Annotated in this window: 19 protein-coding genes; 9 read left to right on the top strand and 10 right to left on the bottom strand. The window is 71.7% G+C overall.

The window, feature by feature from the left end:
- Window positions 1-9 precede the first annotated feature (9 nt).
- Window positions 10-840, bottom strand: a complete 831-nt coding sequence (locus BKA18_RS15455; RefSeq protein WP_366046696.1) for an isocitrate lyase/PEP mutase family protein — start codon at window positions 838-840, stop codon at window positions 10-12.
- A 276-nt stretch (window positions 841-1116) separates the two neighbouring features.
- Between BKA18_RS15455 and BKA18_RS15460 the strand changes: the two genes are divergently transcribed.
- Window positions 1117-1506 (top strand): ADP-ribosylation/crystallin J1, encoded by a 390-nt coding sequence (locus tag BKA18_RS15460; protein WP_366046695.1) that lies wholly within the window; start codon window positions 1117-1119, stop codon window positions 1504-1506.
- Between the two features lie 103 nt (window positions 1507-1609).
- Here BKA18_RS15460 and BKA18_RS15465 read toward each other — a convergent pair whose 3' ends face one another.
- Together BKA18_RS15465 and BKA18_RS15470 are read right to left on the bottom strand one after the other, a co-directional pair.
- A complete protein-coding gene (locus tag BKA18_RS15465; RefSeq protein ID WP_366046694.1) occupies window positions 1610-3067 on the bottom strand; it encodes a glycosyltransferase family 39 protein in 1458 nt (485 codons plus the stop codon).
- Between the two features lie 204 nt (window positions 3068-3271).
- Window positions 3272-6298, bottom strand: coding sequence for a serine hydrolase (locus BKA18_RS15470; RefSeq protein WP_429638332.1), 3027 nt, complete (start codon window positions 6296-6298; stop codon window positions 3272-3274).
- A gap of 240 nt (window positions 6299-6538) precedes the next feature.
- On the opposite strand from BKA18_RS15470, the gene BKA18_RS15475 reads away from it, so the two are divergent.
- The 3 genes from BKA18_RS15475 (at window position 6539) to BKA18_RS15485 (ending at window position 8854) form a co-directional block, all read left to right on the top strand.
- On the top strand, window positions 6539-7300 hold the full coding sequence (locus BKA18_RS15475; RefSeq protein ID WP_006604995.1) for a GOLPH3/VPS74 family protein: 762 nt from the start codon (window positions 6539-6541) through the stop codon (window positions 7298-7300).
- Between the two features lie 312 nt (window positions 7301-7612).
- Window positions 7613-8476 (top strand): helix-turn-helix domain-containing protein, encoded by an 864-nt coding sequence (locus BKA18_RS15480; RefSeq protein ID WP_366046692.1) that lies wholly within the window; start codon window positions 7613-7615, stop codon window positions 8474-8476.
- 195 nt (window positions 8477-8671) lie between these two features.
- Window positions 8672-8854, top strand: a complete 183-nt coding sequence (locus BKA18_RS15485; RefSeq protein ID WP_308404722.1) for a DUF397 domain-containing protein — start codon at window positions 8672-8674, stop codon at window positions 8852-8854.
- Window positions 8855-8977: 123 nt separating this feature from the next.
- Here the strand turns inward: BKA18_RS15485 and BKA18_RS15490 are convergent, their stop codons facing one another.
- Window positions 8978-9817, bottom strand: coding sequence for a hypothetical protein (locus BKA18_RS15490; protein ID WP_366046691.1), 840 nt, complete (start codon window positions 9815-9817; stop codon window positions 8978-8980).
- A gap of 191 nt (window positions 9818-10008) precedes the next feature.
- On the opposite strand from BKA18_RS15490, the gene BKA18_RS15495 reads away from it, so the two are divergent.
- Window positions 10009-11232, top strand: a complete 1224-nt coding sequence (locus BKA18_RS15495) for an aminotransferase-like domain-containing protein (RefSeq protein ID WP_366046690.1) — start codon at window positions 10009-10011, stop codon at window positions 11230-11232.
- Window positions 11233-11351: 119 nt separating this feature from the next.
- Window positions 11352-12137 carry an SDR family oxidoreductase gene (locus BKA18_RS15500; RefSeq protein ID WP_366046689.1) on the top strand — a complete coding sequence of 262 codons (786 nt, stop codon included), beginning with the start codon at window positions 11352-11354 and terminating at the stop codon, window positions 12135-12137.
- A 161-nt stretch (window positions 12138-12298) separates the two neighbouring features.
- Here BKA18_RS15500 and BKA18_RS15505 read toward each other — a convergent pair whose 3' ends face one another.
- Entirely contained in the window at window positions 12299-13417 is a 1119-nt protein-coding gene (locus tag BKA18_RS15505; protein WP_235448118.1) for an ADP-ribosylglycohydrolase family protein, read from the bottom strand.
- A gap of 200 nt (window positions 13418-13617) precedes the next feature.
- Between BKA18_RS15505 and BKA18_RS15510 the strand changes: the two genes are divergently transcribed.
- Together BKA18_RS15510 and BKA18_RS15515 are read left to right on the top strand one after the other, a co-directional pair.
- On the top strand, window positions 13618-14577 hold the full coding sequence (locus tag BKA18_RS15510; protein ID WP_366046688.1) for a D-2-hydroxyacid dehydrogenase family protein: 960 nt from the start codon (window positions 13618-13620) through the stop codon (window positions 14575-14577).
- A gap of 207 nt (window positions 14578-14784) precedes the next feature.
- Window positions 14785-15042, top strand: a complete 258-nt coding sequence (locus tag BKA18_RS15515; RefSeq protein WP_040900550.1) for a hypothetical protein — start codon at window positions 14785-14787, stop codon at window positions 15040-15042.
- A 105-nt stretch (window positions 15043-15147) separates the two neighbouring features.
- On the opposite strand, the gene BKA18_RS15520 is transcribed toward BKA18_RS15515, so the two are convergent.
- The 3 genes from BKA18_RS15520 to BKA18_RS15530 form a co-directional block, all read right to left on the bottom strand.
- Entirely contained in the window at window positions 15148-17796 is a 2649-nt protein-coding gene (locus BKA18_RS15520; RefSeq protein ID WP_366046687.1) for a bifunctional FO biosynthesis protein CofGH, read from the bottom strand.
- Between the two features lie 133 nt (window positions 17797-17929).
- A complete protein-coding gene (locus BKA18_RS15525; RefSeq protein WP_366046686.1) occupies window positions 17930-18331 on the bottom strand; it encodes a VOC family protein in 402 nt (133 codons plus the stop codon).
- A 418-nt stretch (window positions 18332-18749) separates the two neighbouring features.
- On the bottom strand, window positions 18750-19574 hold the full coding sequence (locus tag BKA18_RS15530; RefSeq protein WP_366046685.1) for a TIGR03619 family F420-dependent LLM class oxidoreductase: 825 nt from the start codon (window positions 19572-19574) through the stop codon (window positions 18750-18752).
- A gap of 174 nt (window positions 19575-19748) precedes the next feature.
- On the opposite strand from BKA18_RS15530, the gene BKA18_RS15535 reads away from it, so the two are divergent.
- Window positions 19749-21269 carry a CehA/McbA family metallohydrolase gene (locus BKA18_RS15535; protein WP_366046684.1) on the top strand — a complete coding sequence of 507 codons (1521 nt, stop codon included), beginning with the start codon at window positions 19749-19751 and terminating at the stop codon, window positions 21267-21269.
- Between the two features lie 121 nt (window positions 21270-21390).
- Here the strand turns inward: BKA18_RS15535 and BKA18_RS15540 are convergent, their stop codons facing one another.
- Together BKA18_RS15540 and BKA18_RS15545 are read right to left on the bottom strand one after the other, a co-directional pair.
- Window positions 21391-22851, bottom strand: coding sequence for an aldehyde dehydrogenase family protein (locus BKA18_RS15540; protein WP_366046793.1), 1461 nt, complete (start codon window positions 22849-22851; stop codon window positions 21391-21393).
- Between the two features lie 56 nt (window positions 22852-22907).
- Window positions 22908-24647, bottom strand: coding sequence for an N-acyl-D-amino-acid deacylase family protein (locus tag BKA18_RS15545; protein ID WP_366046792.1), 1740 nt, complete (start codon window positions 24645-24647; stop codon window positions 22908-22910).
- Window positions 24648-24738 lie beyond the last annotated feature (91 nt).

Raw genomic sequence — 24738 nt, forward strand, 5'->3', positions numbered from 1 at the left:
GTCCACCCCCTACTCCTCACCCGCCACCAGGCGCTGCACCTCCTCGTACCCCATCACCTCGCCGCCCGCCGCGTCCGCCGGGCGCTGAGCCGTACGGATGGTGTCCGCCGCCGCGAGGGTGGCCTGCAGGGCCGTACGGAAGAGCAGCGAGCCGGTGCTGATGCGGCGCACGCCCAGCTCCGCCAGACGGCTGACGGTGTGCCGCCCGGGTGCGAAGAGAATGTTCAGCGGGGCGGGGACCTCGGCGGCCAGGACCGACACGTCCTCGTCGGCGGTGACTCCCGGCACGAAGATGCCGTCCGCACCCGCCGCCAGATAGGACTCGGCGCGGGAGAGCGTCACCGACAGCGGCGGCGGGGTGTCCTCCAGCCAGTGGGTGTCGACCCGGGCGTTGAGGAACAGGCTCGGCGCACGCTCCTTCACCGCGCTGATCAACTCGGCCTGACGGACCGGATCCTGCAGCCCCTGTCCGCCGGGCAGCCCGTCCTCCAGGTTCAGGCCCGCGGCCCCGGCATCCGCCAACTCGCCCACCAGCTCCCGTACTTGGGCGATGTCACCGCCGAACCCCCCTTCAATATCGACCGTGTACGGGCAGGGCAGCCGGCCCGCGAGCCGCCGCGCCAGGGCCAGCGTCGCGTCCCGGACCTCGGGGCGGCCCTGCCCGTCCGGACAGCCCTGAGCCGCGGCGATGCCCAGGCTCGTGGTGCCGATCGCCGCATACCCGGCCCCGGCGAGCGCGAGGGCCGAGGGGACATCCCAGGCGTTGGGCAGCAGCAGCGGCTGATCGGCGTGGTGCAGCGCATGGAAGTGAAAGGTGGCGTACTCCGGGGAGGTGCTCATACGGGCACCGTAGGCCGGACTCCCTCAGGTAGGCACCGAAGACTCGCGGCGGACAACGGAGTGATGACCACTCCGGCGTACAGCAGCCGCCCTCACGAGGCCGCCCGCGCCACGCTCACACGGCCGACCGCGCCGCTCCCGGACCACCTCCACGGCACCGGCTCACCGCCGCCCCGGGGCCCGCTCGGCCCGGCCCACACACCGGAAGCCCGCACCCCGGACGGCGTGCCCCGAAACCCCCGTGCCCCTGCCCTCGCGCCCCCGTACCGTACGAGCATGATCGAAATGCCGCATCAAGAGGAGACCTCCCCCGCCACCCGCACCCTCTGGCGGCCCACCGGGCCCGAGGAGCTCGCCCTGGTCGAGGCCTCCGGCTGGCGCGCATGGCCGCCGCGCCTGCCCGACCAACCGATCTTCTATCCCGTGCTCAACGAGGACTACGCCATACGGATCGCCCGCGACTGGAACGTACCGGCCTCCGACATCGGTCACGTCACCCGCTTCGAGATCGAGGCGGACTTCGCCGAGCGCTATCCGGTGCGGCAGGCCGGCGGCCGCACGATCCTGGAACTGTGGGTTCCGGCAGAGGAGTTGGCCGAGTTCAACCGGCACCTCGTGGGACGGATCGAGCTGGTCCACACCTTCCGTCCACCGCAGGCACCGTGACGCACCACCACCTCCTGCCCTGACGGGCCACGCTGCCCTCGGCCCAGCGCATCCGCACCGCCACGGGCGGGACCCGCACCACCACGGCCGGCCCCTCTACCCGCTACCCACCCCCACGACACGCCCCCGGGCGCCCATAAAGCGTGACCCGGGCCCCCCGCACCACCGTGCTGCGGCAGATCGTGAAGGCGTCGTGCAGCGTGGCGCGTTTGGCGATCTCCTGGTCGTTGTCGTCGGGCGGCGCGCCGTCCGGGTCGCCGGCTACGACGATCCGGCGGGCGGCCAGCATCCGCGCGCGGATCGCATCGCCCGACCGCTCGGTGCCGTAGAGGGTGTGCGAGGCCGACGGGCTCTTCGCCAGCGCGAGATCGTGCAGCCCGCGGAAGTCGTGCGGCAGGGTCGCGCGCCAGATCCGCCGCCGGGCGGGCATGAACAGCAGGCCGTCACCGGGCTCGGACAGCGCACGGACCGCGTGGGCGACCGCGGTGACATCGTCGACCCGGCTGTTCGGGCTGCGCAGATGGCCGTCGACGGGCAGCAGCACCGCCAGGACCAGCACCACCGCCAGCGTCCACCGCAGCCGCCGGCCACGGGGCCGGCCCAGCTCACCGGCGGGCCGCAGCAGCCGCGCCAGTGCGGCGCCCGCCAGCAGCGCGAACCCGACGACGTAGTAGAGGACATAGCGGTCCACATACGCCGGTTCGACATGGGAGAGGAGCAGCAGCAGGAGGGTGGGCAGCAGGAGCAGGGGGAGGGCGAGGGCGCGCAGGCCGATCGGGCCGCGGGAGCGGACCCGGACGCGGGAGCAGGCGATGCCGAGGACCGCCAGCACGGCGAAGGTCAGCAGCTGGACGGGGTCCGGCCACATGAGCCAGCTGATCTGCGCCGACTGCCGGGTGCTGAAGACCGCGAGCGGGGCCAGACCGGCGAGGACGGCCGCCGCGGAGAGCAGCCAGGCGCGCAGTACACGGCGGGGCAGTCGCGCCAGGATCACCGCCGCACCGTGCGCGGGCAGCGCCAGCGAGGCGAACTCGTGCAGCAGACAGGCGAACAGCATCAGCGCCGTATAGCCGAGCCACAGCTCGCGGCGCGGGCGGGCAGCGGCCAGGACCAGCAGATAGCTTGCCCAGACGACCAGCGCGCAGACGGTCGCATACGAGCGTCCCTCCTGCGCGTACTGCTGCACGACGGGGATCAGCGCGAAGGTGAGGCCCGCGAGCAGCCCCGCCCGTCGCCCGACCAGGCGCTGCCCCAGCAGGGCGACCCCCGCGGCGGCGGCCGTCATCGCGGCCACCGACGGCAGCCGCAGGCCGATGACCGCGCCGAGAACATCGCCGAGGGTGGCGTCGTAGACGAGGAACCAGCAGTGCATCAGCGCGTAGTACAGGCCGTGTACGACATCGACGTGCTGGAGCGTGGGCCACAGGTCGGCCAGGCTGCGGTGCGCCATGTCGTAGGTGACCGCCTCGTCCCGCCAAATGGCGTCCTGCCGGCGGATCCCCCAGGCGCCCAGGAACAGCATCAGCCCGGAGGGCATCAGCACCACCGCGCCCTGTGCCACCCACGCACCGCGGGCGGATACGGCGGACGCGTATGTCTTCTGTGCTTGCGCTACGTCGATGACGGACTCCGGTCACGCCTCAGGCGGAGGAACGCGCGTGGTGCCCGGGGGACTTGAGTCCGGGTGCTCGGCGGGCACGGGGAGCCGGGCCCCGGACGGTGGTCCGGGGGCTCCGGGCCGGCCGCCCGGAGCCCCCGGCACCGCTCACGTAATACGGACCAGCTTCGCCCCGAAGGTCGGCTCGACGAGGTCCTTCTGCAGGGCGACCGGCACCTTCTGCGTGCTCTCGCCATTGCCGACCGTCAGCACACCGACCTCCGTACCGGCCTTCGCGGTGTGCGGGATGCTCTTGCCGGCGTCGCTCATGGAGAACGTCGCCTTCATCCCGGACCAGCCGATCGCCGACAGGTCCTTGGTCGCCACGACCGGCGTCTCACCACCGAGGCCGTCGTCCACATAGCCGACGACCTGCCCCTTCTTCACCACGGTGTCCGAGACCAGCGCGTCCCGGGCCGCCGTGATCACCTTCTCCGTGTTGGTCAGGACCAGGTCGAGCTGGGCGTTGGGGTCCGGGCTGTTGGTGTGCTGGTCCATCGTCACCCCGAGCAGCAGTTGGTCCTTGCCGCCGACGGTGCGGTAGCCGGACCACATGAACGTGCCGCCGGCCGGCGTGCTCGACCCCGTCTTGATGCCGCTGACCTTGCCCGCCATCGTCGTGAGCAGGCGGTTGTTGTTGTAGATCCGGTCCGGCAGACCCTCGATCTGGGCGTTCTCGGTACGCACGACCTCACGGAACACATCGTTCTTGACGACCTGTTCGGCGAGCTTGAGCTGGTCGACGGCGGTGCTCACGGTCGTCTGGAGAAGGCCGCTGGGATCGGTGTAGTGGGTCTTCGTCATCCCCAGCTTCTTGGCCGCGTCGTTCATCTTCTTCACGAACGCCGCCTCGGACCCGGCGTCCCAACGGGCCAGCTGCCGCGCGACGTTGTTGCCCGACGGGATCATCAGCATCTGCATCATCTGGTACTGCGTGAACTGCTGACCCTTCTTGAGCGGAACGCGCGACTCGTCCCCCTTGTTCGAGTCCGCCTCGCCCTGGGCGTCCACCGTGATCGTCTGGCCCTTCTGGCCCTTCTTGAGCGGGTGGTCGCGCAGCAGCACATACGCCGTCATCACCTTGGCGACGCTCGCGGTCGGTACGGGCTTCTCCTTGCCGGACGTGCCCAGGCTGCCGACGCCGACGACCTCGGCGGCGGCCTGCCCCTGGTCGGGCCACGGCATCGCGAGCTTGCCGCCCTTGAAGGTGAACGCGGTCGACGCACCGACGGTGAGCTCGGGGGCGGGCAGCGGGCGCACCGCCTGCGCGACCACGAAGACGATCGCCAGCAGCACCGCCAGCGGGGTCCAGATCTTGAAGCGGCGGACGACCGTGCGCAGCGGGGTCTGAGGCGGCGGCGGGGTGTTGGTGAGCTGCGCCAGGAGGTCGAGCGGCGGCAGCGGTTCCTGCTTGGTCCGCTCCGACTCGGGCAGCGCGGCAGGAGCCGCGGCGCCGGTGGCCTCCGCGGCGGACGGTGTCGCACCCGTCCGGCCGGTCTGCTTGGGCGACGCGGCCGGCTTGGCGGGCTCGGCGGCGGGCAGCGCGCCGGGAGCCTTGGCCGCCGGCTTCTCCGGCGACTTCTGCGCCGGCTTCTCGGCCACCTCGTCGGCCGTGCCGCCGGCGGCCTTCCCGGCCGCCTTGTCCGAGGGCTTGTCCGCCGCCTTCTCCGCGGCCTTGTCCCAGGGCTTGTCCGCGGCCTTGTCGGGTGTACGGGCCGGCGTCCTGGGCGCCGTCTTGCCCAGCGACTTGCCCGCCGTACCGTCGTCCGCCGACTTCAGCGCCACGAACTGACTGGTCCGCTCCGAGTCCCGCTCGGGGGCACCCTTCGTCTTGCCGCCGGCGTCCTTCTTGGCGTCGCCGTCCGTCTTGGCGTCGGCCTTGGCCTCGCCGTCCTTCGTGGCATCGGTCTTGCCGTCGCTGTCGGACGCGTCCTTGGCGTCGGCCTTGGCGTCGGCCTTGGCGTCGGCCTTGGCGTCGGCCTTGGCGTCGGCCTTGTCCTTGGTGTCGGCCTTGTCCTTGGCGTCGGCCTTGCTGCCGCTGCCGGGCTTGCCGTCGGCCCCGTCCTTGCTCTTGGCGGGCGGGTTGATCTTGAAGGCGGTGGTCGCCTGGTCGACGACCTCGGCCTCCGCCCCCTTCCCCTTCAGCTTCGCATTGGCAAACACTCGGGTCGCGTCATCGCCCGGCGCCTCCTCGGCGTCACTCCCGCCGCCACCGTCGCCGTCGCCCGCACCCTTGCCGGCAGCGCCTGCCGCACCCGAGGGCTTCCCCTTCTGCGGCCCGACGGTCTTGAACACAGCGGTCGGCTGATCGACGGTCTTGGCCTGCCGGGGCAGCGAAGCGGACGCAGCCTCGGCCTCGGCCTCGCCCTCGCCCTCCGAGACGACTTCGGCTTTCGCCGCACCCTTCCCGTCCGCCTTGGCCGCGGGCTCCGCCTTGGCGGCAGCCTTCCCGTCCGCCTTCGCGTCCGCCTTCTCACCGGCCTTTACGTCCGGCCGAGCGGCACCCTTCGCCTTCGACTTTGCTTCCGGCTTTGCGGCGGCACCCTCAGCGGCCTCAACGGCCTCCTCCGCATCGGCACCGGCGGCCGCCGGTGCCGACTCCTCCGACCCGGCCGCGTCGCCCGCACCGCCGCCGTCGCCCTCGCCGTCCTCGGCCCCGTCACCGTCCGTCGACGCGACCCAGGCGGCCACAGCGGCACGGAGGCGGTCGTCGCCGCCCTCCCCGCCCCCGTCGCCCTCAGCGGCCCTCTGAGACGCCTCAGCGCCCTCGGACGCTTCGCCCTCCTCGGACACCTCGGACGGGCCCGCAGCCTCCGCCGCGGACGCATCCACGGCCTTCGCCCCGGCTGCAGCACCCGGCTTCACCACAGCCTTCGACTTCGCCTCGGGCTTCGACTTCGCCTCGGGCTTCGCATCCGTCTCGGGCTTCGACTTCGACTTGGCCGAAGACTTCGTCCCGGCCGCGGCCTCCGGATCGTCCTGCGGGCGCGCGTCCTCCCCCGCCCCCGCTTCCTGCTTCTTCGCCGGCTCGTCCGGCTCTCGGCGGAAGGCGGACAGGCGCGGATCACGTTCGCTCCGCGCCGTCTCCCCCGACGACTGCTTCTTGTCCGACTTGTCGGGGGACTCGCCCGCCACCGATGTCTCCTTCATTTGTCGCACTGCCTGCCTGGCCCAGTGTTTCCAAGTGTCCTGTGTCTGTGCAGCACCGTCCCGCCGCCACGCGTATCAGGACGCGCCGCACCCCACAGAAAGATGTCGCCGACGTGCAAGACGAGAACGACATACCTACCGGTTCCCTATCGAATCCCCCATGCACTCTCGACAGATGAATGTGAGAGGGGTCACCCTGTCATTCATCCACGCGGGGAGGCATGGATGGGCAGGAGCCGAAGAACAATTCCGGAGGAGCTTCTGCTGCTCGCTTTGGACCCGACCACGGGCACCACAGCGCAGCCGCAGTCGCTCGACCTCGGCCTGGCCGGGGCCCAGCTAGTAGAGCTGGCTCTGGCAGGACGGATAGCCCCAGACGGGGATCGTATCGCCGTGGTGATGGCACGGCCGACAGGAGATCCAACACTGGACTCCGCGCTCGAACTGCTGCGCCGACGCGGCAGTCCGGTGCGCGCGGTCCACTGGATCGGCGGGCCCCGACTCGGGCTGCGCCAGACCTACCTCACGCATCTCGAACGGTGCGGCATGGTGCATGCCGTGGCGGGACAGATGTGCGGGGTACTGCCGACGACGCGCTACCAAGCGACGGAGACGGCCATCAGCCGGGAAATCAGGGTCCGGCTGGACAACGCGATCCGCACCGGCGTACCCCCGGACCCGCGGACCGCGGCGCTGGCCGCGCTGGCGCATGCAGTCGGGCTCGGCAAGCATCTGTACCCCGGCAACGAGGGGCGGTCATCGCGCTCCCGTCTCCGGGATCTGATCCGCCACGACCCGATGGGCGGGCTGGTCGCACACGCCGTCATGGATGTGCAGAACGGCGTCGGGGCCCAGCCACGGCGGCCGCAGGCCACCGCCGCGGGACCCGTACGCCAACCGGCCGCCCGGGCCACCGCGGAGCCGGCCGGCGCGCCGGGCCAGTCGCGGCACGCCCACGGCAGAATGGCCCGGGTGGGCGCCCGCTGACGCCGGCGGACGCCGTACGACGTCCCGCACCACCGCTACAGCACCCACATCGGTAGAGCATCGGTGGCGCACCCGCACCACCGACCCACAGACCGGTTCGGGAGCCGCAGCACACAGCGCGGGGTGGCGGGCCGGCCGTTTTGGACGACGGCCGGCCCGCCACCCCGCGCTTTGCTCTGCCGCGCTTTACCGGTTCCGGCCCCAAATTTCCAGCCTGAGCACCTTGTCCAGCCATTTGCCAGCGCGATGTGGACCGTTGGTGGCAGTCTGCTGAACAGAAAACAGCAGTACGGAGCCGGAGGTGCACTTAGCGTGGCGTCCAATGTCAATCTCACCGTCAGGCGACGCCGATTGGGCCAGGAGCTGCGCAGGCTTCGAGAGGCCAAAGGCATGACGGCAGAAGAGGTGGCGGACCGGTTGCTGGTCTCCCAGTCGAAGATCAGCCGCCTGGAGAACGGCCGTCGCAGCATCAGCCAGCGGGATGTGCGCGATCTCTGCGGGGTCTACGAGGTGGCCGACCAGCACATGGTCGAATCTCTGATGCAAATGGCGAAGGAGTCCCGTCAGCAGGGCTGGTGGCACGCATTCGGGAGCCTCTCCCCGAGCTACAGCGTCTACATCGGGCTGGAAGCCGACGCGCTCTCCGTGCGGAATTACGAGTCGCTTCTGGTGCCCGGTCTCCTGCAGACCCCCGAGTACGCGGAGGCCGTGATCCGCGGAATGTGGCCCGAGGCCACCCCGGAAGACGTCGACAGCCGCGTCGGCGTACGCCTCAAACGGCAGCAGCGGCTGCACGCCGCCGAGGCCCCGCTCCGCTTCTGGGCCGTGATCGACGAGTCGGCCACCCGCCGGGTCGTCGGGGACCGCCGGACGATGCGCGAACAACTGGAGCGCCTCGTCGAGTTGAGCCGGCTCCCCCATGTCACGCTCCAGGTGGTGCCGTACTCCGTAGGGTCCCACCCCGGAATGACAGGGACGTTCTCGATCCTGGAGTTCGACGACCCCTCGGACTCGACCACGGTCTATTTGGAAGGCGTCACCAGCGACCTCTACCTGGAGAAGCACGGGGACGTCCACAAGTACGGGATCATGTACGAGCATCTCCGGGCTCAAGCACTAAATGCGGACGAGACGCGCAAATTCATCTCAGATGTGGCCAAGGAGTACGCCGCCTGATACGGCGGGCCGGAAAGTACACCACCACGCCAACTGAAGGAAGAGTCCTCCGACATATGTCATCCGGTCGAGTGAGCGGCTCCTCCTGTTAGCGATGTTGGAGCGTAGCGTCATCAGCACCCCGAGAAGTCACCACTTCTCGCCCACCTGAACGCACGGGAGTGCAAAATGACGAGGAATCTCAACGCCGATCTGATGTGGCGGAAGTCGACATACTCGGGTAAGGACGGAAATTGCGTCGAGGTCGCCCGCGTGGACGACTCAGTTGTCGGTGTCCGCGACAGCAAGGCCCCTCGTGGACCGGTCCTCTCCTTCTCGGCACAGGCATGGACTGCCTTGCTTTCGGATATCGACCGCGGACGCCTTGGCAGCGCCTGACACGATCGTCACCGCATCACGATACGAGCCCTCTCGACTGGTCCGCCGTCCTGGCCGAGGGGGCTCAGCCTCGCCCGCTGCCCAGCCCCCGCCCGGCTCCCCCCGGGAACGGAGCGCCCGGCGTCAGCGGAGTTCATCGACATAGCGATCGGTTCCCGGCACCGTGGGAATGAACGGCGCAACGAATTCGACGGAGCCGAGACCTTGTTCCGCGACCAGGGAATCGAGCCCTGTGAAGTGCTCGTCCCAGCACGTACGCGGATCCTGTTCCAGGAACCAGAGAAGTGTCAGCCGGGTATCCACCCCGGCCACCTGCTCGACGTATGACATTCGGTCGTCCGGCAATGGGTGGGGACGAAAGACCATCACCATGGCCGCGGGAGACCCCGACAGCCGCGCCCCGAGGTGCTGCGAACACAGCCACTCCAGAAGTTTCGCACGCTGAACCGGGCCGGCGGCATCGATAACCTCCACGACCAATCCGTCGTAGGGGTAATTCAGGGCATGAAAGTCACGCGGGCCGTCACTCCCGTCGCGATACACCGTGGCCAGGTGCCCGTGGAACGCCGTAAAGACATGGGTCCGGTCGTGATGGACGCGGCCATCGCGACGGAGGCGCTGATTGATTCCCACGCTCCACTTCAGGTGCTCGGAATAGCGCCCCTCCGTGACCCAGTATGTGGAGATATAACACCCCCTGGTGACGGGCCGGGCGACCGCTGACTCCGCCGGATACCGGAGGAGCTGGAGGTCACGCGTCGCCACCCATCGGCGGCCCGCATACATCCACGGCATGGCCATGGCCCCGGCGATGAAGTGATCGTCCTCGTACCAGCGGTTGTAGGCGCGCTCCTGGCCGGCATGCGGCTCCACCATCGTGATGAGCGCATGTCCCGGACGAACGCCGTACGGGCCCGTGCCGGCCAGCCGCGCGTAGGTCTCCAGGTCCGTGGCCTCGCTCATGGCGGTCCTCCCGGGTTAAGTCACCTGCAGGAGCGCTAGCTTGATGCTCCGTCAGACAATTCGCCAGGGGCCGCGGCTGCCGCGGGCGTCCGGCCTGTGGAAAACCCCGTGCGCCCCTCCGCGCCCGCCTAAGCTGCCTGTCGTCTGCGGTTCAACCAGTGCCCCGCAGGCCAGGAGCGATGGGAGTCGCCATGCCGGACGCACCACTTGGCCATGCGGGCGCCCCCGTCCCCGGGCTCGCCGCCCGTGCGGCACGGACCGGCGGTTCGCCCGTGCGCGAGATTCTGGCGCTCACCGCGCGGCCCGAGGTCATCTCGTTCGCCGGCGGGCTGCCCGCACCCGAGCTGTTCGATGCGGCGGGTATCGCAGCCGCCTTTGCCCAGGTGCTCGCCGAGGACCCGTCGCGCGCGCTCCAGTACTCCACGAGTGAGGGAAACCCGGAGCTGCGGGCGGCCGTCGCGGCGCGCACCACCGCGCGCGGACTGGCCACCGACGCCGACGACCTGATCGTGACCACCGGCTCCCAGCAGGGCCTGACGCTGCTGGCCACGGCCCTGCTGGAGCCGGGCGATGTGGTGCTGGTCGAGGACCCCTGCTACCTCGCCGCGCTGCAGATCTTCTCCCTCGCCGGCGCCCGGGTGGTGCCGGTGCCGACCGACGACGAGGGCCTGGACCCGGCCGCGCTGGACGAGATCACCGCGCGCGAGCGGCCCAAGTTGCTGTACGTCGTGCCGACCTTCCAGAATCCGACCGGCCGCACGCTGTCCGCCGAGCGCCGGGCCGCGGTGGCCGAGGTCGCCGCCCGGCGCGGGCTGTGGATAGCCGAGGACGATCCGTACGGCGAACTGCGGTTCGAGGGCGAGCCGGTGCCGTGGGTCGCCTCCTTCCCCGGGGCCGAGGACCGTACGGCGCTGCTCGGCTCGTTCTCCAAGGTGATGGCGCCCGGTCTGCGGCTGGGGTCGCTGCGCGCACCGGCCGCGCTGCGGCGTGCCTGCGTCATCGCCAAGCAGGCCGCCGATCTGCACACCTCCACCGTCGACCAGGCCGCCGCGGCTCGGTATCTGGCGGTCGCGGATCTGGACGCGCATCTGGTGCGGGTCCGGACGGCCTACCACGAGCGACGGGATGCCCTGGTCGACGGGCTGTCCGAGGCGCTGCCCGAGGGCTCGCGGTGGAACCGTCCGGCGGGCGGAATGTTCGTGTGGGCGACGCTGCCCGAGGGGTACGACGCCACGGCGCTGCTGCCGGAGGTGGTGCGGCACGATGTCGCCTACGTCCCCGGGGCGCCGTTCTTCGCCGGGACGCCGGACGCCACGGCCGCCCGGCTCTCATTCGTGACGCACGCCCCGGAGGAGATACGCGAAGGGCTCGGCCGGCTGAAGAAGGCGCTGGAGCAGGCGCGCCGGGACGGGTGAGCGGGGCGGGCGGCTGCCTACGTTCCCCGGGGAACGAACGGGCTCTGGCCTTCCCACACCCCCGCGCCTATTCTGACGCCCCATCAGAAATGCACGGGCGGCCCGGCCGGGAGGCGCGCATGCTGCTGCGGAACAAGACCGTCGTCGTCTCGGGCGTAGGGGCCGGGCTCGGCCATCAGGTCGTGGCGGCCTGTCTGCGGGACGGCGCCTCGGTGGTGCTGGGCGCCCGTACGGCGGCGAACCTCGCCAAGTCGGCGGCCCAGTTGGACCCTTCGGGCGAACGGACGGCCTGGCGGGCGACCGATATCGCGGACGAGGCGCAGTGCGCGGAGCTGGCCGCGCTGGCCGTCGCGCGGTTCGGCGGGATCGACGCGGTGATCCATGTCGCCGCGCTGGACTCGCTCTTCGGGGGCCTGCGGGAGGCCGACTTCGACTCCTGGCGCCGCGTCGTGGACGTCAATCTCTTCGGCACGCTGCGGATGACCCGCGCCTGCCTGCCGTCGCTCACGGCGCGCGGCGGCGGGTCGGTGGTGATGATCGGCACCCAGTCTTCGGTCGCCGCGCCCTCGCAGGTGCAGCAGGCGGCGTATGCGGCGTCCAAGGGCGGGCTGGTCTCGGCGATGTACTCACTGGCGCGCGAGCTGGGACCGGACCGGATCCGGGTCAACACCGTGCAGCCGGGGTGGATGTGGGGCCCGCCGGTGGAGGCGTACGTACGGTTCCAGGCGCACACCGAAGGCATCCCGGAGTCCGAGGTGCGCGACCGGCTCACCGCGCGGATGGCGCTGCCCGACCTGGCGACGGACGCGGATGTGGCCGAGACCGCCGTCTTTCTGGCCTCCGACCGGGCGCGCGCCATCACGGGCCAGTCACTGCTGGTCAACGCGGGCGAGCTGATGCGGTAGGCGGCCGGCTGACCTGCCGGTCGGCCCGTCGGGGTGCGCGGTGCCGGGTCCGGGAAGCCGGCCCACCGGGGCGCGCGACCTCGGGTCCGGGCTGTGCCGACCGCGTCCGTCGGGAGCGCGGGCCGACCGGTTGCCAGGGCGGCCACCGGCCGGAGTGCGCCCTACGCCCTCGGATACCGGGCCAGCCACCCCGGCGCCGATCCGGCCGGGCCGTGCAGCGCGGCCCCCTGCGTCATCTCCATCGAGAAGTCGTCGGCCATCTGCAGGATCGTCTCCCGGCCCTCCAGCTCGACCAGCCAGTCCGGCGGCAGCGCCGTCTCGCCGTGCAGCGTACCCAGCAGATTGCCGCAGATGGAGCCGGTGGAGTCGCTGTCCCCGCCGTGATTGACGGCGAGCAGCAGGCCGTGCCGGAGGTCCTCGGCGACCAGTGCGCAGTACACCCCGATCGCCAGCGCCTCCTCGGCCGTCCAACCCTCGCCCAGCGACTCCACCCGGGCGGGCGTCGGCATCCCCTGCCGTACGGCGCCGAGCGCACGCTTGAGGGCGTCGGAGGTCTCCTCGTGGCCCGGGCGGGTGGCCAGATGCGCCAGCGCCTTCTGCACGGCGCCGTCGAGCACCTCGCCGCGGGCGAGCGAGTGGCTGATGACCGCGAAGGCGCCGGCCGCCAGGTAGCCGGTGGGATGGCCGTGCGTCTGGGCGGCGCACTCGGCGGCGAGCTGGAAGACCAGCTGCGGCTCCCAGCCGACCAGCAGCCCGAACGGCGCGGAGCGCATCACCGCGCCGCAGCCCTTCGAGTCCGGGTTCTTGGGCGCCTCCAGCGTGCCCATCACCTCGTCGCCGAGTCCGCTCAGGCAGGCCCGGCCGGGCGCGCGGCGGGAGTAGAGCCACTCCTCGCGGGCGAGCCAGCCGTCCTCCTTCTTGCGCTCGTCCGGGCCCCAGTCGCGCTGGGTGGCGGCCCAGCGCAGATAGGCGCGGTGGACGTCGGTGGGCGGATGCCAGGCTCCGGTGTCGCGGCGGACCTGGGCCCGGATCAGTCCGTCCACGGTGAACAGGGTCATCTGGGTGTCGTCGGTGACCGCGCCGCGCCGCCCGAAGGCGGGCACGAGATCCGTGACGCCCTCCTGGCCGTGCGCCGCACGGATCGCGTCGAGAGCGTCGAATTCGATACCGGCGCCGAGCGCGTCACCGATGGCGCCGCCGAGCAGGCAGCCGCGCACCCGGCTGCGGAAGTCCTGCTGTTCCGCGCGCCCCCAGATGGCGCCGCCTCCCGCTGCGCTCACTGCGCCTCCCGAAGCTCACTGCGTTCCGGGGCCTAGCACAGGCCCCCCGGGAGAGCACTGTAATCGTTCAGGATTGATCAATTTTTGCGCAGGAGAGTAATGCGAATAGTCACTCACAAGGAGGCTTTTGGCCGGTACGGTCCCGATGAGCACCATCCGGCCACCCTGACCGACCGCCCCACCCTCCCGGGAGAATCCGCATGACCTGGCGCTGCGCCGTACTCGACGACTACCAGGACATCGCCCGCTCGATGGCCGACTGGTCCGTATTGGCGGGCGAGGTGGACGTCCGTACGCTGCGGCGGCCCTTCGGCTCCGAGGACGAGGTGGTCGCGGCGATCGGCGACTGCGAGATCGTCGTCGCGATGCGCGAGCGCACCCCGTTCCCCGCCTCGCTCCTGGCCCGGCTGCCCCGTCTCCGGCTGCTGGTCACGTCCGGGATGCGCAATGCCGCCATCGATCTGGAAGCCGCCGCCCGGCACGGCGTCACCGTCTGCGGCACCGCGAGCAACACCGAGCCGCCCGTCGAACTGACCTGGGCGCTGATCCTGGGCCTCGCTCGCCACCTCGTCACCGAGAGCACCGCGATGCGCGCCGACGGGCCCTGGCAGAGCACGCTCGGTGCCGATCTGCACGGCCGCACGCTCGGGTTGCTCGGACTGGGCAAGATCGGCACCCGCGTCGCCCGGATCGGCCAGGCCTTCGGCATGAAGGTGACGGCCTGGAGCCGGAATCTGACCGCCGAGCGCGCCGCGGAGGCAGGCGTCCGGCTAGCCGCCACCAAGGAAGAGCTCTTGGAGACCAGCGACTTCGTCTCCGTACACCTCGTCCTCAGCGACCGTACCCGCGGCCTGCTCGGCGCGGACGAGCTCCGCCGGATGCGGCCCACGGCCCACCTCGTCAACACCTCCCGCGCCGCCATCGTCGACCAGCCCGCGCTGCTGCGGGCGCTGCGCGAGAACTGGATCGCCGGCGCCGGCCTGGACGTCTTCGACCAGGAGCCGCTGCCCGCCGGCCACCCGCTGCGCACCCTCCCGAACGTGCTCGCCCTCCCCCACCTCGGCTATGTCACCCGCCGCAACTACGAGGGCTACTTCCAGCAGGCCGTCGAGGACATCACCGCCTTCCTGGCGGGGAGCCCGATCCGCGAACTGGGCTGACGGGGGCCGGGCTCCGGCGGCTGGGCCGGCGCGGGCGGGATCGGCGAGGGGGTTCGAGGAGGGCATTCGATCAGGGGGTTCGATCAGGGGGTTCGACGGGCAGGTTCGGCGGACGGATGCCCCACCCGCCCCTCCGGCCCGTCCAGCCCCAGCAGAGGGCTCATTCGTTCGACCATGGCGGCGGTGCGCGCTGGGCATGCTGTCCCCATGTCCGAGTACGAGTGGGATCGCACCACCATGGCTGTTGTCGCCTCCGCGCTCTCCGGAGACAGCGACGGCGCGGTGGAACTGCTCCGTCCGCTCCCCCAGAGCGATGTCTGCCATATCGCCGTACGGCTTGCCGCGATGGCCGCCGACGCGCTGATCGTCGCCGCCCAGGACAGCGGAGGGGACCGCGAGGAGGCACTGTCGCAGTGGCAGCAGTGCATCCTGCAGCACGAGGCCGAGTACGAGGGCGGCGAGTAGCGGGGCCCGGCCGTGGCGCCGCGTCCGGGTGCGGCGTCCGCAGCCGGGCCTCGGTAGCCCGGGGCCGCCCCTGCCCCGCTCCCCGACGGCTCCCCCTATCCCCGGCTACTCCACGACCGGCAGCAGCTCCGGCAGATGGCCGTCCGACGCGAGGGCGGCGGTCCGGCGTTCCTCGGGGACCGGGCCGTACGTCGTGGTGCGCGGGCGGGCCGGGCGGCCGGCCAGGTCGGCGATGGCGATGAGGTCCTGGATGGAGCGGTAGGAGCCGTAACTCGAACCCGCCATACGGGAGATGGTCTCCTCCATCAGGGTGCCGCCCAGGTCGTTGGCACCGGAGCGGAGCATCTCGGCGGCGCCCTCCGTGCCGAGCTTGACCCAGCTGGTCTGGATGTTGGTGATGTGCGGGTGCAGCAGCACCCGGGCCATGGCCGTCACCGCGCGGTTGTCCCGCGTGGTGGGGCCGGGGCGGGCGATGCCGGCGAGGTAGACAGGGGCGTTGGTGTGGATGAAGGGGAGGGTGACGAACTCCGTGAAACCGCCGGTCTCCTGCTGGATCTGCGCCAGCAGACGCAGATGCCCCAGCCAGTGGCGCGGCTGGTCGACATGGCCGTACATCATCGTCGAGGAGGAGCGGATGCCCAGCTCATGGGCGGTCTTGATGACCTCGACCCAGGTGGCGGTGGGCAGCTTGCCCTTGGTGAGGATCCAGCGGACCTCGTCGTCGAGGATCTCGGCGGCGGTGCCGGGGAGGGAGCCCAGGCCGGCGGCCCTGGCCTCGGTCAGCCACTCGCGGATCGACAGCCCGGTACGCGTGGCGCCGTTGACGACCTCCATGGGCGAGAAGGCGTGCACATGCATCCCGGGGACGCGTTCCTTGACGGCGCGCGCGATGTCGAAGTACGCGGTGCCGGGCAGATCGGGGTGGATGCCGCCCTGCATGCACACCTCCACCGCGCCCACGTCCCAGGCCTGCTGGGCGCGGTCGGCGACCTGGGAGAGGGAGAGGGTGTAGGCGTCGGCGTCGGTGCGGCGCTGGGCGAACGCGCAGAAGCGGCAGCCGGTGTAGCAGACGTTGGTGAAGTTGATGTTCCTGGTGACGATGTACGTGACGTCGTCGCCCACCGTGGCGCGGCGCAGCTCGTCGGCGATCGTGCAGAGGGCGTCGAGCGCGGGCCCGTCGGCGTGCAGCAGCGCCAGCGCTTCGGCGTCGGTGAGCTTGGTGGGGTCTTCGGCGGCCTGGGACAGCGCCTGTCGTACGTCGGCGTCGAGGCGTTCGGGCACCATCCCGGGGGCGGCGGCCTCGCGCAGCGCCTCCCAGTCGCCGTAGACCTCGTCGAAGTCGTCGCGGCGGTCGGTGGTGCGGCCCTCGGTGTCGATGGTGTGGTGCAGGTCCGTACGGCCCGAGGAGCTCATCGTGAAGCCCTCGTCGGGCTCCTGCCAGGGACGGCCCACTACGGGGGCGTCCTCCACGGCCAGGCCCGTCTCAGGGTCGGCGAGGGCGCGGACGTGCGGCAGCAGGCGGGGGTCGAGCCAGGGTTCGCCGCGCTGGAGGAACTCCGGGTAGATGGGGAGCCGTTCGCGCAGCTCGAAGCCGGCGGCGGCGCAGCGCTCGGTCAGCTCCTCGATCTGCGGCCAGGGACGCTCGGGGTTGACGTGGTCGAGGGTCAGCGGGGAGACGCCGCCCCAGTCGTCGATCCCGGCGCCGATGAGCAGCGCATACTCGCCGTCGACGAGGTTGGGCGGCGCCTGGATGCGGGTCGAGGGGCCCATGATGTGCCGGGCCACCGCGATCGTCGCGGCCAGTTCCTCCAGTTCGGCGTCCGGCATGCCGCGCATCGCCGTGTCCGGCTTGGCGCGGAAGTTCTGCATGATCAGTTCCTGGATGCCGTGGTACGCGCGCTGGATGCGGCGCAGCGCGAAGAGGGACTCGGCGCGCTCCTCGTACGTCTCGCCGATGCCGATGAGCAGCCCCGTGGTGAAGGGGACGTTGGAGCGGCCGGCGTCCTCCAGGACGCGCAGCCGGACGGCGGGTTCCTTGTCGGGCGATCCGAAGTGCGGACCGCCGGGCTCGCTCCACAGGCGCTCGGCGGTCGTCTCCAGCATCATCCCCAGGGAGGGGGCCACGGGCTTGAGCCGCTGGAAGTCCGTCCAGGACAGCACCCCGGGGTTGAGGTGCGGCAGCAGACCGGTCTCCTCCAGGACGCGGATGGCCATGGCGCGGACGTAGGAGAGCGTGTCGTCGTAGCCGTGCGCCGCCAGCCACTCGCGGGCCTCGGGCCAGCGGTCCTCCGGCTTGTCGCCGAGCGTGAACAGGGCCTCCTTGCAGCCCATTTCGGCGCCGCGGCGGGCGATGTCCAGCACCTCGTCGGGCGACATGAACATCCCGTGGCCGCCCCGGCGCAGCTTGCCGGGGACGGTGACGAAGGTGCAGTAGTGGCACGTGTCCCGGCACAGTCGCGTCAGGGGGATGAAGACACCGCGCGAATAGGTGATGACCCCGGGGCGGCCCGCGGCCTCCAGGCCGGCGTCCCGCACCCGGGCCGCGGAGGCGCACAGGTCCCTCAGGTCCTCGCCGCGGGCCTGCAGCAGCACCGTGGCCTCGCCGGCGTCCAGCGCCACTCCGTCGCGGGCCCGCTTGAGCGCGCGGCGCATCGCGTTCGCCGTGGGCCGGCCCGGCTGGGCGGGTCCGGAGGTCGTTTCGCGGTCGGTCCCTCGGTCGGATGCCTGGTCAGGTCCCTGCGCGCTGGAAGTCATTCTCCGAGGATACGAGCGCCCACCGACAGCGCCGCCGCGGAAGAACCGGCCGTCCATGTGCCGCTGATCACTACGGGCGGAGGTTCCGTCCGAGCCCCCAGGGGGCACTTCCCGGCGGCGGCTCGCCGCACGCCTACATACTGGTCAGCAGCTCTTCGGAGTACGTCCGGGTCAGGAACTCCATGTTGTGACCGTCGGGGTCGTTGAGGTAGAGACCGCGGCCGCCGTCCAGGGTGTTGATCACCTGCGGCCTGTTGTGCATGGGGTCGGCCCAGTAAGGCAGTTCGCGCTCCTGTATGCGCGCGAAGATCGCGTCGAACTCCTCCTCGGTCACCAGGAACGCATAGTGCGTGCGGACGAACTCGCTGCCGCCGGCGACGTGCTCGGCGTAATCGAGGGTCACCCCGTTGTCCAGTTTGAGAGCGGCGAAGGGGCCGTACGCCTTCGGCTCGGGCGCGCCGAGAAGATCTGCCAGGAACCTGGCGGAGGCGAACCGGTCGGTGCTGTGCACGATCGTGTGGTCGAGGCGGGGCATGGGATCTCCTTGATCTCTCTGGTCCCGTGAACGGCGAGGCCGCCCCCGATCCGCCGCCGGATCGGGCCGGGCCGCTCTTCCGGGGCCGCTGACCGGTCTCGGCCCGCTGATCCGCTGCATCGCCGATCGGCGGGGTCCTCACCTTCGACGCTACGACCGGAGGGGCGGACCCGGAACAGCCTTCGGTATCGACCTGGGCAGGGTTTCGTACTCCGATGGTCCTAGGGCGTGACCGCGCGCTTCCCGTCGCCTGGTGGGCGCCCCTCGCGCTCCCCTCCCGCCGCCCCGGTAGGCGGCCCTCACGCTCCCGTCCCGACGCCCGGTAGGCGCCCTCGCGCCGCCATCCCCGGCACCGCGACACCCCCGGCCGTCACCCCTCCCTTACGGCTCGCTCCCCTGCGTCACAGGTACTGCTGCGTCACAGATACTGCGCGAAATCATCGAGCGTCCGCAGCACTTCCGCCTCACCGGCCGGTGGCAGTTGCAGGACCACTTCGCCGAGGCCCAGCTCGCGGTAGTGCGCCAGCTTCCCGGGCGAGGGGCGGACCGCATACGGCACCACCACCGGCTCGCCGGTGCGCCCGGCGTCCGTCCACGCCTGCCGCAGCGCCGGCACGGTCTCGGCCAGCCCCCGCCCGCCGATCGGCAGCCACCCGTCCGCGTAGTCCGCGATCTGCCCGAAGAGCTTGGGACCGGCCCCGCCGCCGAGCAGGATGCGCGGCGCGCCGTGCACCGGCTTGGGGTGGGCGAAGGACGCCCGTACGGAGCCGAATTCGCCCTGATACGCGGTGGGTTCCGCGGCCCACAGGGCGCGCATCAGCGCCACCCGGTCACGGGTCAGCTCGCGCCGGGTCGACCACTCCACCCCGTGGTCGGCGGCCTCCTCGACGTTCCATCCGTAACCGATGCCGAGGGTGAAGCGGCCCCCGGAGAGGAAGTCGAGGGTGGCGATCTGCTTGGCGAGGGCGACCGGATCGTGCTGGCCGACGAGGGTGATGCCGGTGCCCAGGGCGAGCCGCTCGGTGACCGCGGCGGCCTGGGAGAGCGCGATGAACGGGTCGAGGGTGCGGCCGTATTCGCGGGGCAGGGGTTCGCCCATGGGGGCGGGAGTGTCGCGGCTGACGGGGATATGGGTGTGCTCGGGGAGGTAGAGCCCGGCGAATCCGCGCTGCTCCAGCTCGCGGCCCAGCCGGTCCGGCCGGATCGTCTCGTCCGTCAGGAAGATCGTGGTCGCGATCCGCATGGTGGGGAAACCTCCGTCAGACGTGTGGGTGACCGCATGGTGCCTCACCGGCCAACGGTTATCCACAGCCCTTTCGCTCCGTGTCGCACCCGCGTACAACAGTTTTCACGCGGCGCAACGAGCCGGCCGCGCAGCGAACACGGAACGGACTCCATACGGCACGGGGGGGCGGGGATGGAACGACGCGAGGTTCTGAGACTTTCAGCGGTTGCGGGCGCGACGGGCGCGCTTACGCTCGGACGTGTGAGCTTCGCCGACGCAGCGCCCGCGGAGGGGCGGCCCGGCGGCGGGCCGGCCGAGCAGACCCGGCGGATCACCGGCCATCTGCCCACGGGCGCACCGGACTTCGTGTATCTGCCCGTCGAAGTGCCCCATGGGGTCCGTGAGATCGCCGTCTCCTACACCTATGACAAGCCCCCCGTCCCCGAGGGCACGGCCGGCAACGCCTGCGACATCGGCATCTTCGACGAGCGGGGCACCGACCTCGGCGGCGCCGGCTTCCGCGGCTGGTCGGGCGGGGCCCGTACGGAGTTCTTCCTGCGTGCCGACGAGGCCACCCCCGGCTACCTCCCGGGCCCCGTCAACGCCGGCACCTGGCACATCGCCCTCGGCCCGTACACGGTCGCGCCGCAGGGGCTGTCCTACGACGTCACGGTCACCGTCCGGTACGGCCCTCGGGGCCACACCCCGGCTCCCGGGTATCCGCCCGAGCGCGCCCGGGGCCGCGGCCGCGCCTGGTACCGCGGCGACAGCCATCTGCACTCCGTCCACTCCGACGGCAAGCGCACGCCCGCCGAGATCGCCGCGCTGGCCCGTGCCGCCGGGCTGGACTTCCTCACCACCACCGAGCACAACACCACCTCCTCCCACCGCGCCTGGGAGGGCCTGTGGGGCGACGACCTGCTGATCCTCACCGGCGAGGAAGTCACCACCCGCAACGGTCACGTGGTGGCGATGGGCACCGACCCCGGGGTCTTCATCGACTGGCGCTACCGGGCCCGCGACAACGCCTTCGGCAAGTACGCCCGCGCCGTCCGACGAGCCGGCGGTCTGGTCATCCCGGCGCATCCGCACGCCACCTGCATCGGCTGCAACTGGAAGTTCGGGCTCAACGACGCCGATGCGGTGGAGGTCTGGAACGGCCCGTACACCCCCGATGACGAGGTCACCCTCGCCGAGTGGGACAACACCCTGGTCGCACACGTCCAGGGCCGTGCCGACTGGCTGCCGGCCGTCGGCCACAGCGACGCCCACCGCGATCCGGATGTCATCGGCCTGCCGCAGACCGTGGTGCTCGCCGACGACCTCTCCCGCCGCGCAGTGCAGGACGGCATCCGGGCCGGCCGCGTCTGGATCGCCGAGTCCGCAAAGATCGACCTGACCTTCTCCGTCACCGGTGAGCACGGCGAACACGCCGGAATCGCCGAGCGCCTGGAGGTCTCAGGCACCTCCAAGGTCACCGCCCATCTGCAGGTCACCGGCGCCCCGGGCTGCACGGCCTCCTTCGTCACGGACCAGGGGCGGCTGTATACGGCCCCGCTGCCGCCGTCGGGCGACGGCACCCTCACCTGGCAGACCACCCCCGACAACGCCGCCTACATACGCGCGGAGGTCCGCCATCCCTCCACCACCCCCGGCCTCCCCGGCCCGATGGCGGCGATGACCAACCCGGTCTTCGTGGGCCGCTGGGGCTGAGTCCGGACCCGGCGCACCCGCCTGACAACGCACGCCAGGCACCTCGCCCCGGTCGCCCCCGGCTCGCCCCACCCGACCGCCCTCGGCCACGTCACCCTGCCCACCGCCCGGCCGACCCGCCTCACCCCGCCCAAACGATCGCCTGCAACTCGCTGTACGCATGCAGCGCGTACGAGCCCACGTCCCGCCCCACTCCGCTCCGCTTGAAGCCGCCGAACGGCGCTTCCATGTTCCGTCCGACGGTGTTCACCCCGACCCCGCCGGCCCGCAGCTGCCGGGCCACCCGGAAGGCGCGGGCGACATCGCCGGACCACACGTAGTCGATGAGGCCGTAGTCACTGTCGTTGGCCAGCGCCACGCCCTCGTCCTCCTCATCGAAGGGCACGGCCACGACGACCGGGCCGAAGATCTCCTCCCGTACGACCCGCATCTCGGGGGTGCAGTCGGCCAGCAACGTCGGCGCGACATAGAAACCCCGTTCCGGAGCGGAGGGCCGTTCACCACCCGCCACGACCCGCGCCCCCTCCTTGCGGCCCAGCTCGACATACGACTCGACCCGGTCTCGGTGCGCGGCCGAGATCACCGGCCCGACCACCGTCCCGCGCGCCCGGGGATCGCCGACCGGCAGCCGTCCGAGGTACTGCGCCAGCCGCTCCACCAGCGCCTCGTACACCCCCCGTTGCGCGATCACCCGGGTCGGCGCCGTACAGATCTGCCCGCTGTAGAAGGAGTACGTCGTGCCGATGCCGGCCACCGCCGCGTCCAGGTCCGCGTCGTCGAAGACCACCGCGGCGCCCTTGCCCCCCAACTCCATGAGCTGGCGCTTCATCCCGCGTCCGCAGACCTCGGCGATCTGCCGGCCGACGGCCGTGGAGCCGGTGAAGCTCACCATGTCCACGTCGGGCGAGTCGACGGCCGCCGCACCGACCTCCGCCGAGGCCCCGCCGACGACGTTCACGACCCCCGGCGGCACCCCCGCCTCCGCCAGCGCCGCCGCCATCCGGTACACCGACAGCGGGTCCTGCGGAGCCGGCTTCACCACGACGGTGTTGCCCATCGCCAGGGCCGGCGCGATCTTCCCCGCGGGGTTCGCCCAGGGGTTGTTGTACGAGGTGATGCAGGTGACGACGCCGACCGGCTGCCGTACGGCCAGCGCGCCCAGCACCCCCGCCTTCCCCATCGGCCCCGCCTCGTTGATCTGCGGGGCAAGCCCCTGCTCGACAGGCTCCAGCGCCCCCTTCGCATACCGCCGGAAGCGCGCCACCCCCACCGCGACCTGCATCCCGCGCGCGGTGGCGGTCGTCGCGCCGCTCTCGGCCTGCGCGAGCTCGGCATGCGCGGCGAAGTCCCGCTGCATCAGATCCGCGGCCCGGTCCAGGAGCGCGGCGCGCTGCTGCGGCGACGTACGGGACCAGGCCCCGAACGCCGCGCGCGCCGCGGCCGCCGCCTCGTACACCTGCGCCCGGCTCGCCTCCGGCGCGAGCCCGACGACCGCCTCGGTCGCCGGATCGATGACCTCATAATGGCCACCGTCGGGCTCGACCCACTCACCACCGATGAACAGTCGTTCCACCGCGGCCACTTGGTGCTCGCGCCCTTCCACTGCGGTCACTTGGTGCTCAGGCCGTTCCGCTGCCGTCACTTGGTGCTCACGGTTCTCGTGTCCCGCCCCGAGCGCAGCACCGTCCCCGGTACCGCGCCGGTCACCACGTCCTCCCGGATCACCTCGACGCCGTTGACCCACACCGCGTTGATGCCGATCGCCCGGGAGTCCAGGCGCGGGCTGTCGCCGGGCAGATCGTGCACCAGCGTGGCCTTGTCCGCGTCGATCCGCTCGGGGTCGAAGAGGACCAGGTCCGCGTGCCAGCCCTCCTCGATGCGGCCCCGTTCCCGCAGGCCGAAGAGGTGCGCCGGGTCGTCGGTGAGCATCTTCACGGCCTGCTCCAGCCCCATCAGCTTCCTGCCCCGCAGACAGTCGCCGAGGAAGCGCGTCGTGTACGGCGCCCCGCACATCCGGTCCAGATGGGCGCCCGCGTCCGACCCGCCCAGCAGCACGTCCTCGTGCTGCCAGGTCTCGGCGCGCAGCGCCCAGGAGGCCGGGTCGTTGTCGCTGGGCATCGGCCACAGCACCGTCCGCAGCTGGTCGTTGGCGCAGATCTCGACCAGGCACGCGAACGGTTCCTGGCCGCGTTCGGCCGCGATGTCCTCGACGACGCGCCCGGTCAGGCCCTCGTTCGCGGTCGAGTAGGTGTCCCCGATGACATACCGGCCGAAGTGGGCGAGCCGGCGGAAGACCCCCGCCTCCTTGCTGTTCGCCCGGCGCAGCAGCTCGTCCCGGACGCCGGGGTCGCGGAGCCGCTCGATCCGCTCGGGCACGGGCAGGCCCAGGACGTCGCCCCACCCGGGTATCAGGTTCAGGGCGCAGAAGGTGCCGAGCGACATGTTCATGGGCGTGAGGATCGGCATCGTCAGGGCCACGATCCGGCCGCCGGCCTGCCGGGCCCGCTCGCTGGGGACCAGCTGCCGCGGCACCCGCCCGGGCACGGCCGCGTCGATCGTCAGCACGTTCCAGTTCAGCGGGCGTCCGGCCGTGGCGCTCAGCTCGACGAGCAGCTCGATCTCGGCGTCGCTGAAGCGGTCGAGACAGCCGGCCACGATCGCCTCGATCTGGGTGCCCTCGTGCGCGGCGACGGCACGTGCCAACGCGAGCAGTTCCGCCGGCTCGGCGTACCGGGAGGCGACCGGCCGGCCGTCACCGTCGGAGTGGGTGGCGGACTGCGTGGTGGAGAAACCCCACGCCCCGGCGTCCATCGCCTCGTGGAAGAGCGCCAGCATCTGCTCCAACTGCGCGGGCGTGGGCTGCCCGCCGACGGCCTCCTCCCCCATGACGTAGCGGCGCAGCGCGCAATGCCCCACCATGAAGCCCGCGTTGACGGCGATCCGCCCCTCCAGGGCGTCCAGATACTCGCCGAACGAGCTCCACGACCAGGGCGCGCCCTGCTCCAGCGCCACCAGGGACATGCCCTCGACCTTGGACATCATCCGGCGGGTGTAGTCGGCGTCCGCGGGCCGCCCGGGGTGGAGCGGGGCCAGGGTGAATCCGCAGTTGCCGCCCGCCACGGTCGTCACCCCGTGGTTGAGCGAGGGGGTCGCATACGGGTCCCAGAAGAGCTGGGCGTCGTAGTGGGTGTGCGGGTCGACGAAGCCGGGGGCGAGGATCAGCCCGGTGGCGTCCTCGCTGTGCGTCGCGTCCTCCGTGACGGTGCCGGCCGGCGCGACGACGGCGATCCGGCCGGTCCGGATGCCGACATCGGCGGCGTACGAGGGCGCGCCCGTTCCGTCCACTACGGTCGCGCCCTTGATCAGATGGTCGAGCACGGGCGATGCCCCCTTCTCCTCGGCGGAACTCGGCCCGGCCCGGGCGGACCAGGCCGTCTCCTCGGCTTCTCCTCGGCGGAACCCGGCCCCG

The sequence above is a fragment of the Streptomyces auratus genome, from assembly GCF_050433025.1.
GTDB classification, from domain to species: Bacteria; Actinomycetota; Actinomycetes; order Streptomycetales; family Streptomycetaceae; genus Streptomyces; species Streptomyces sioyaensis.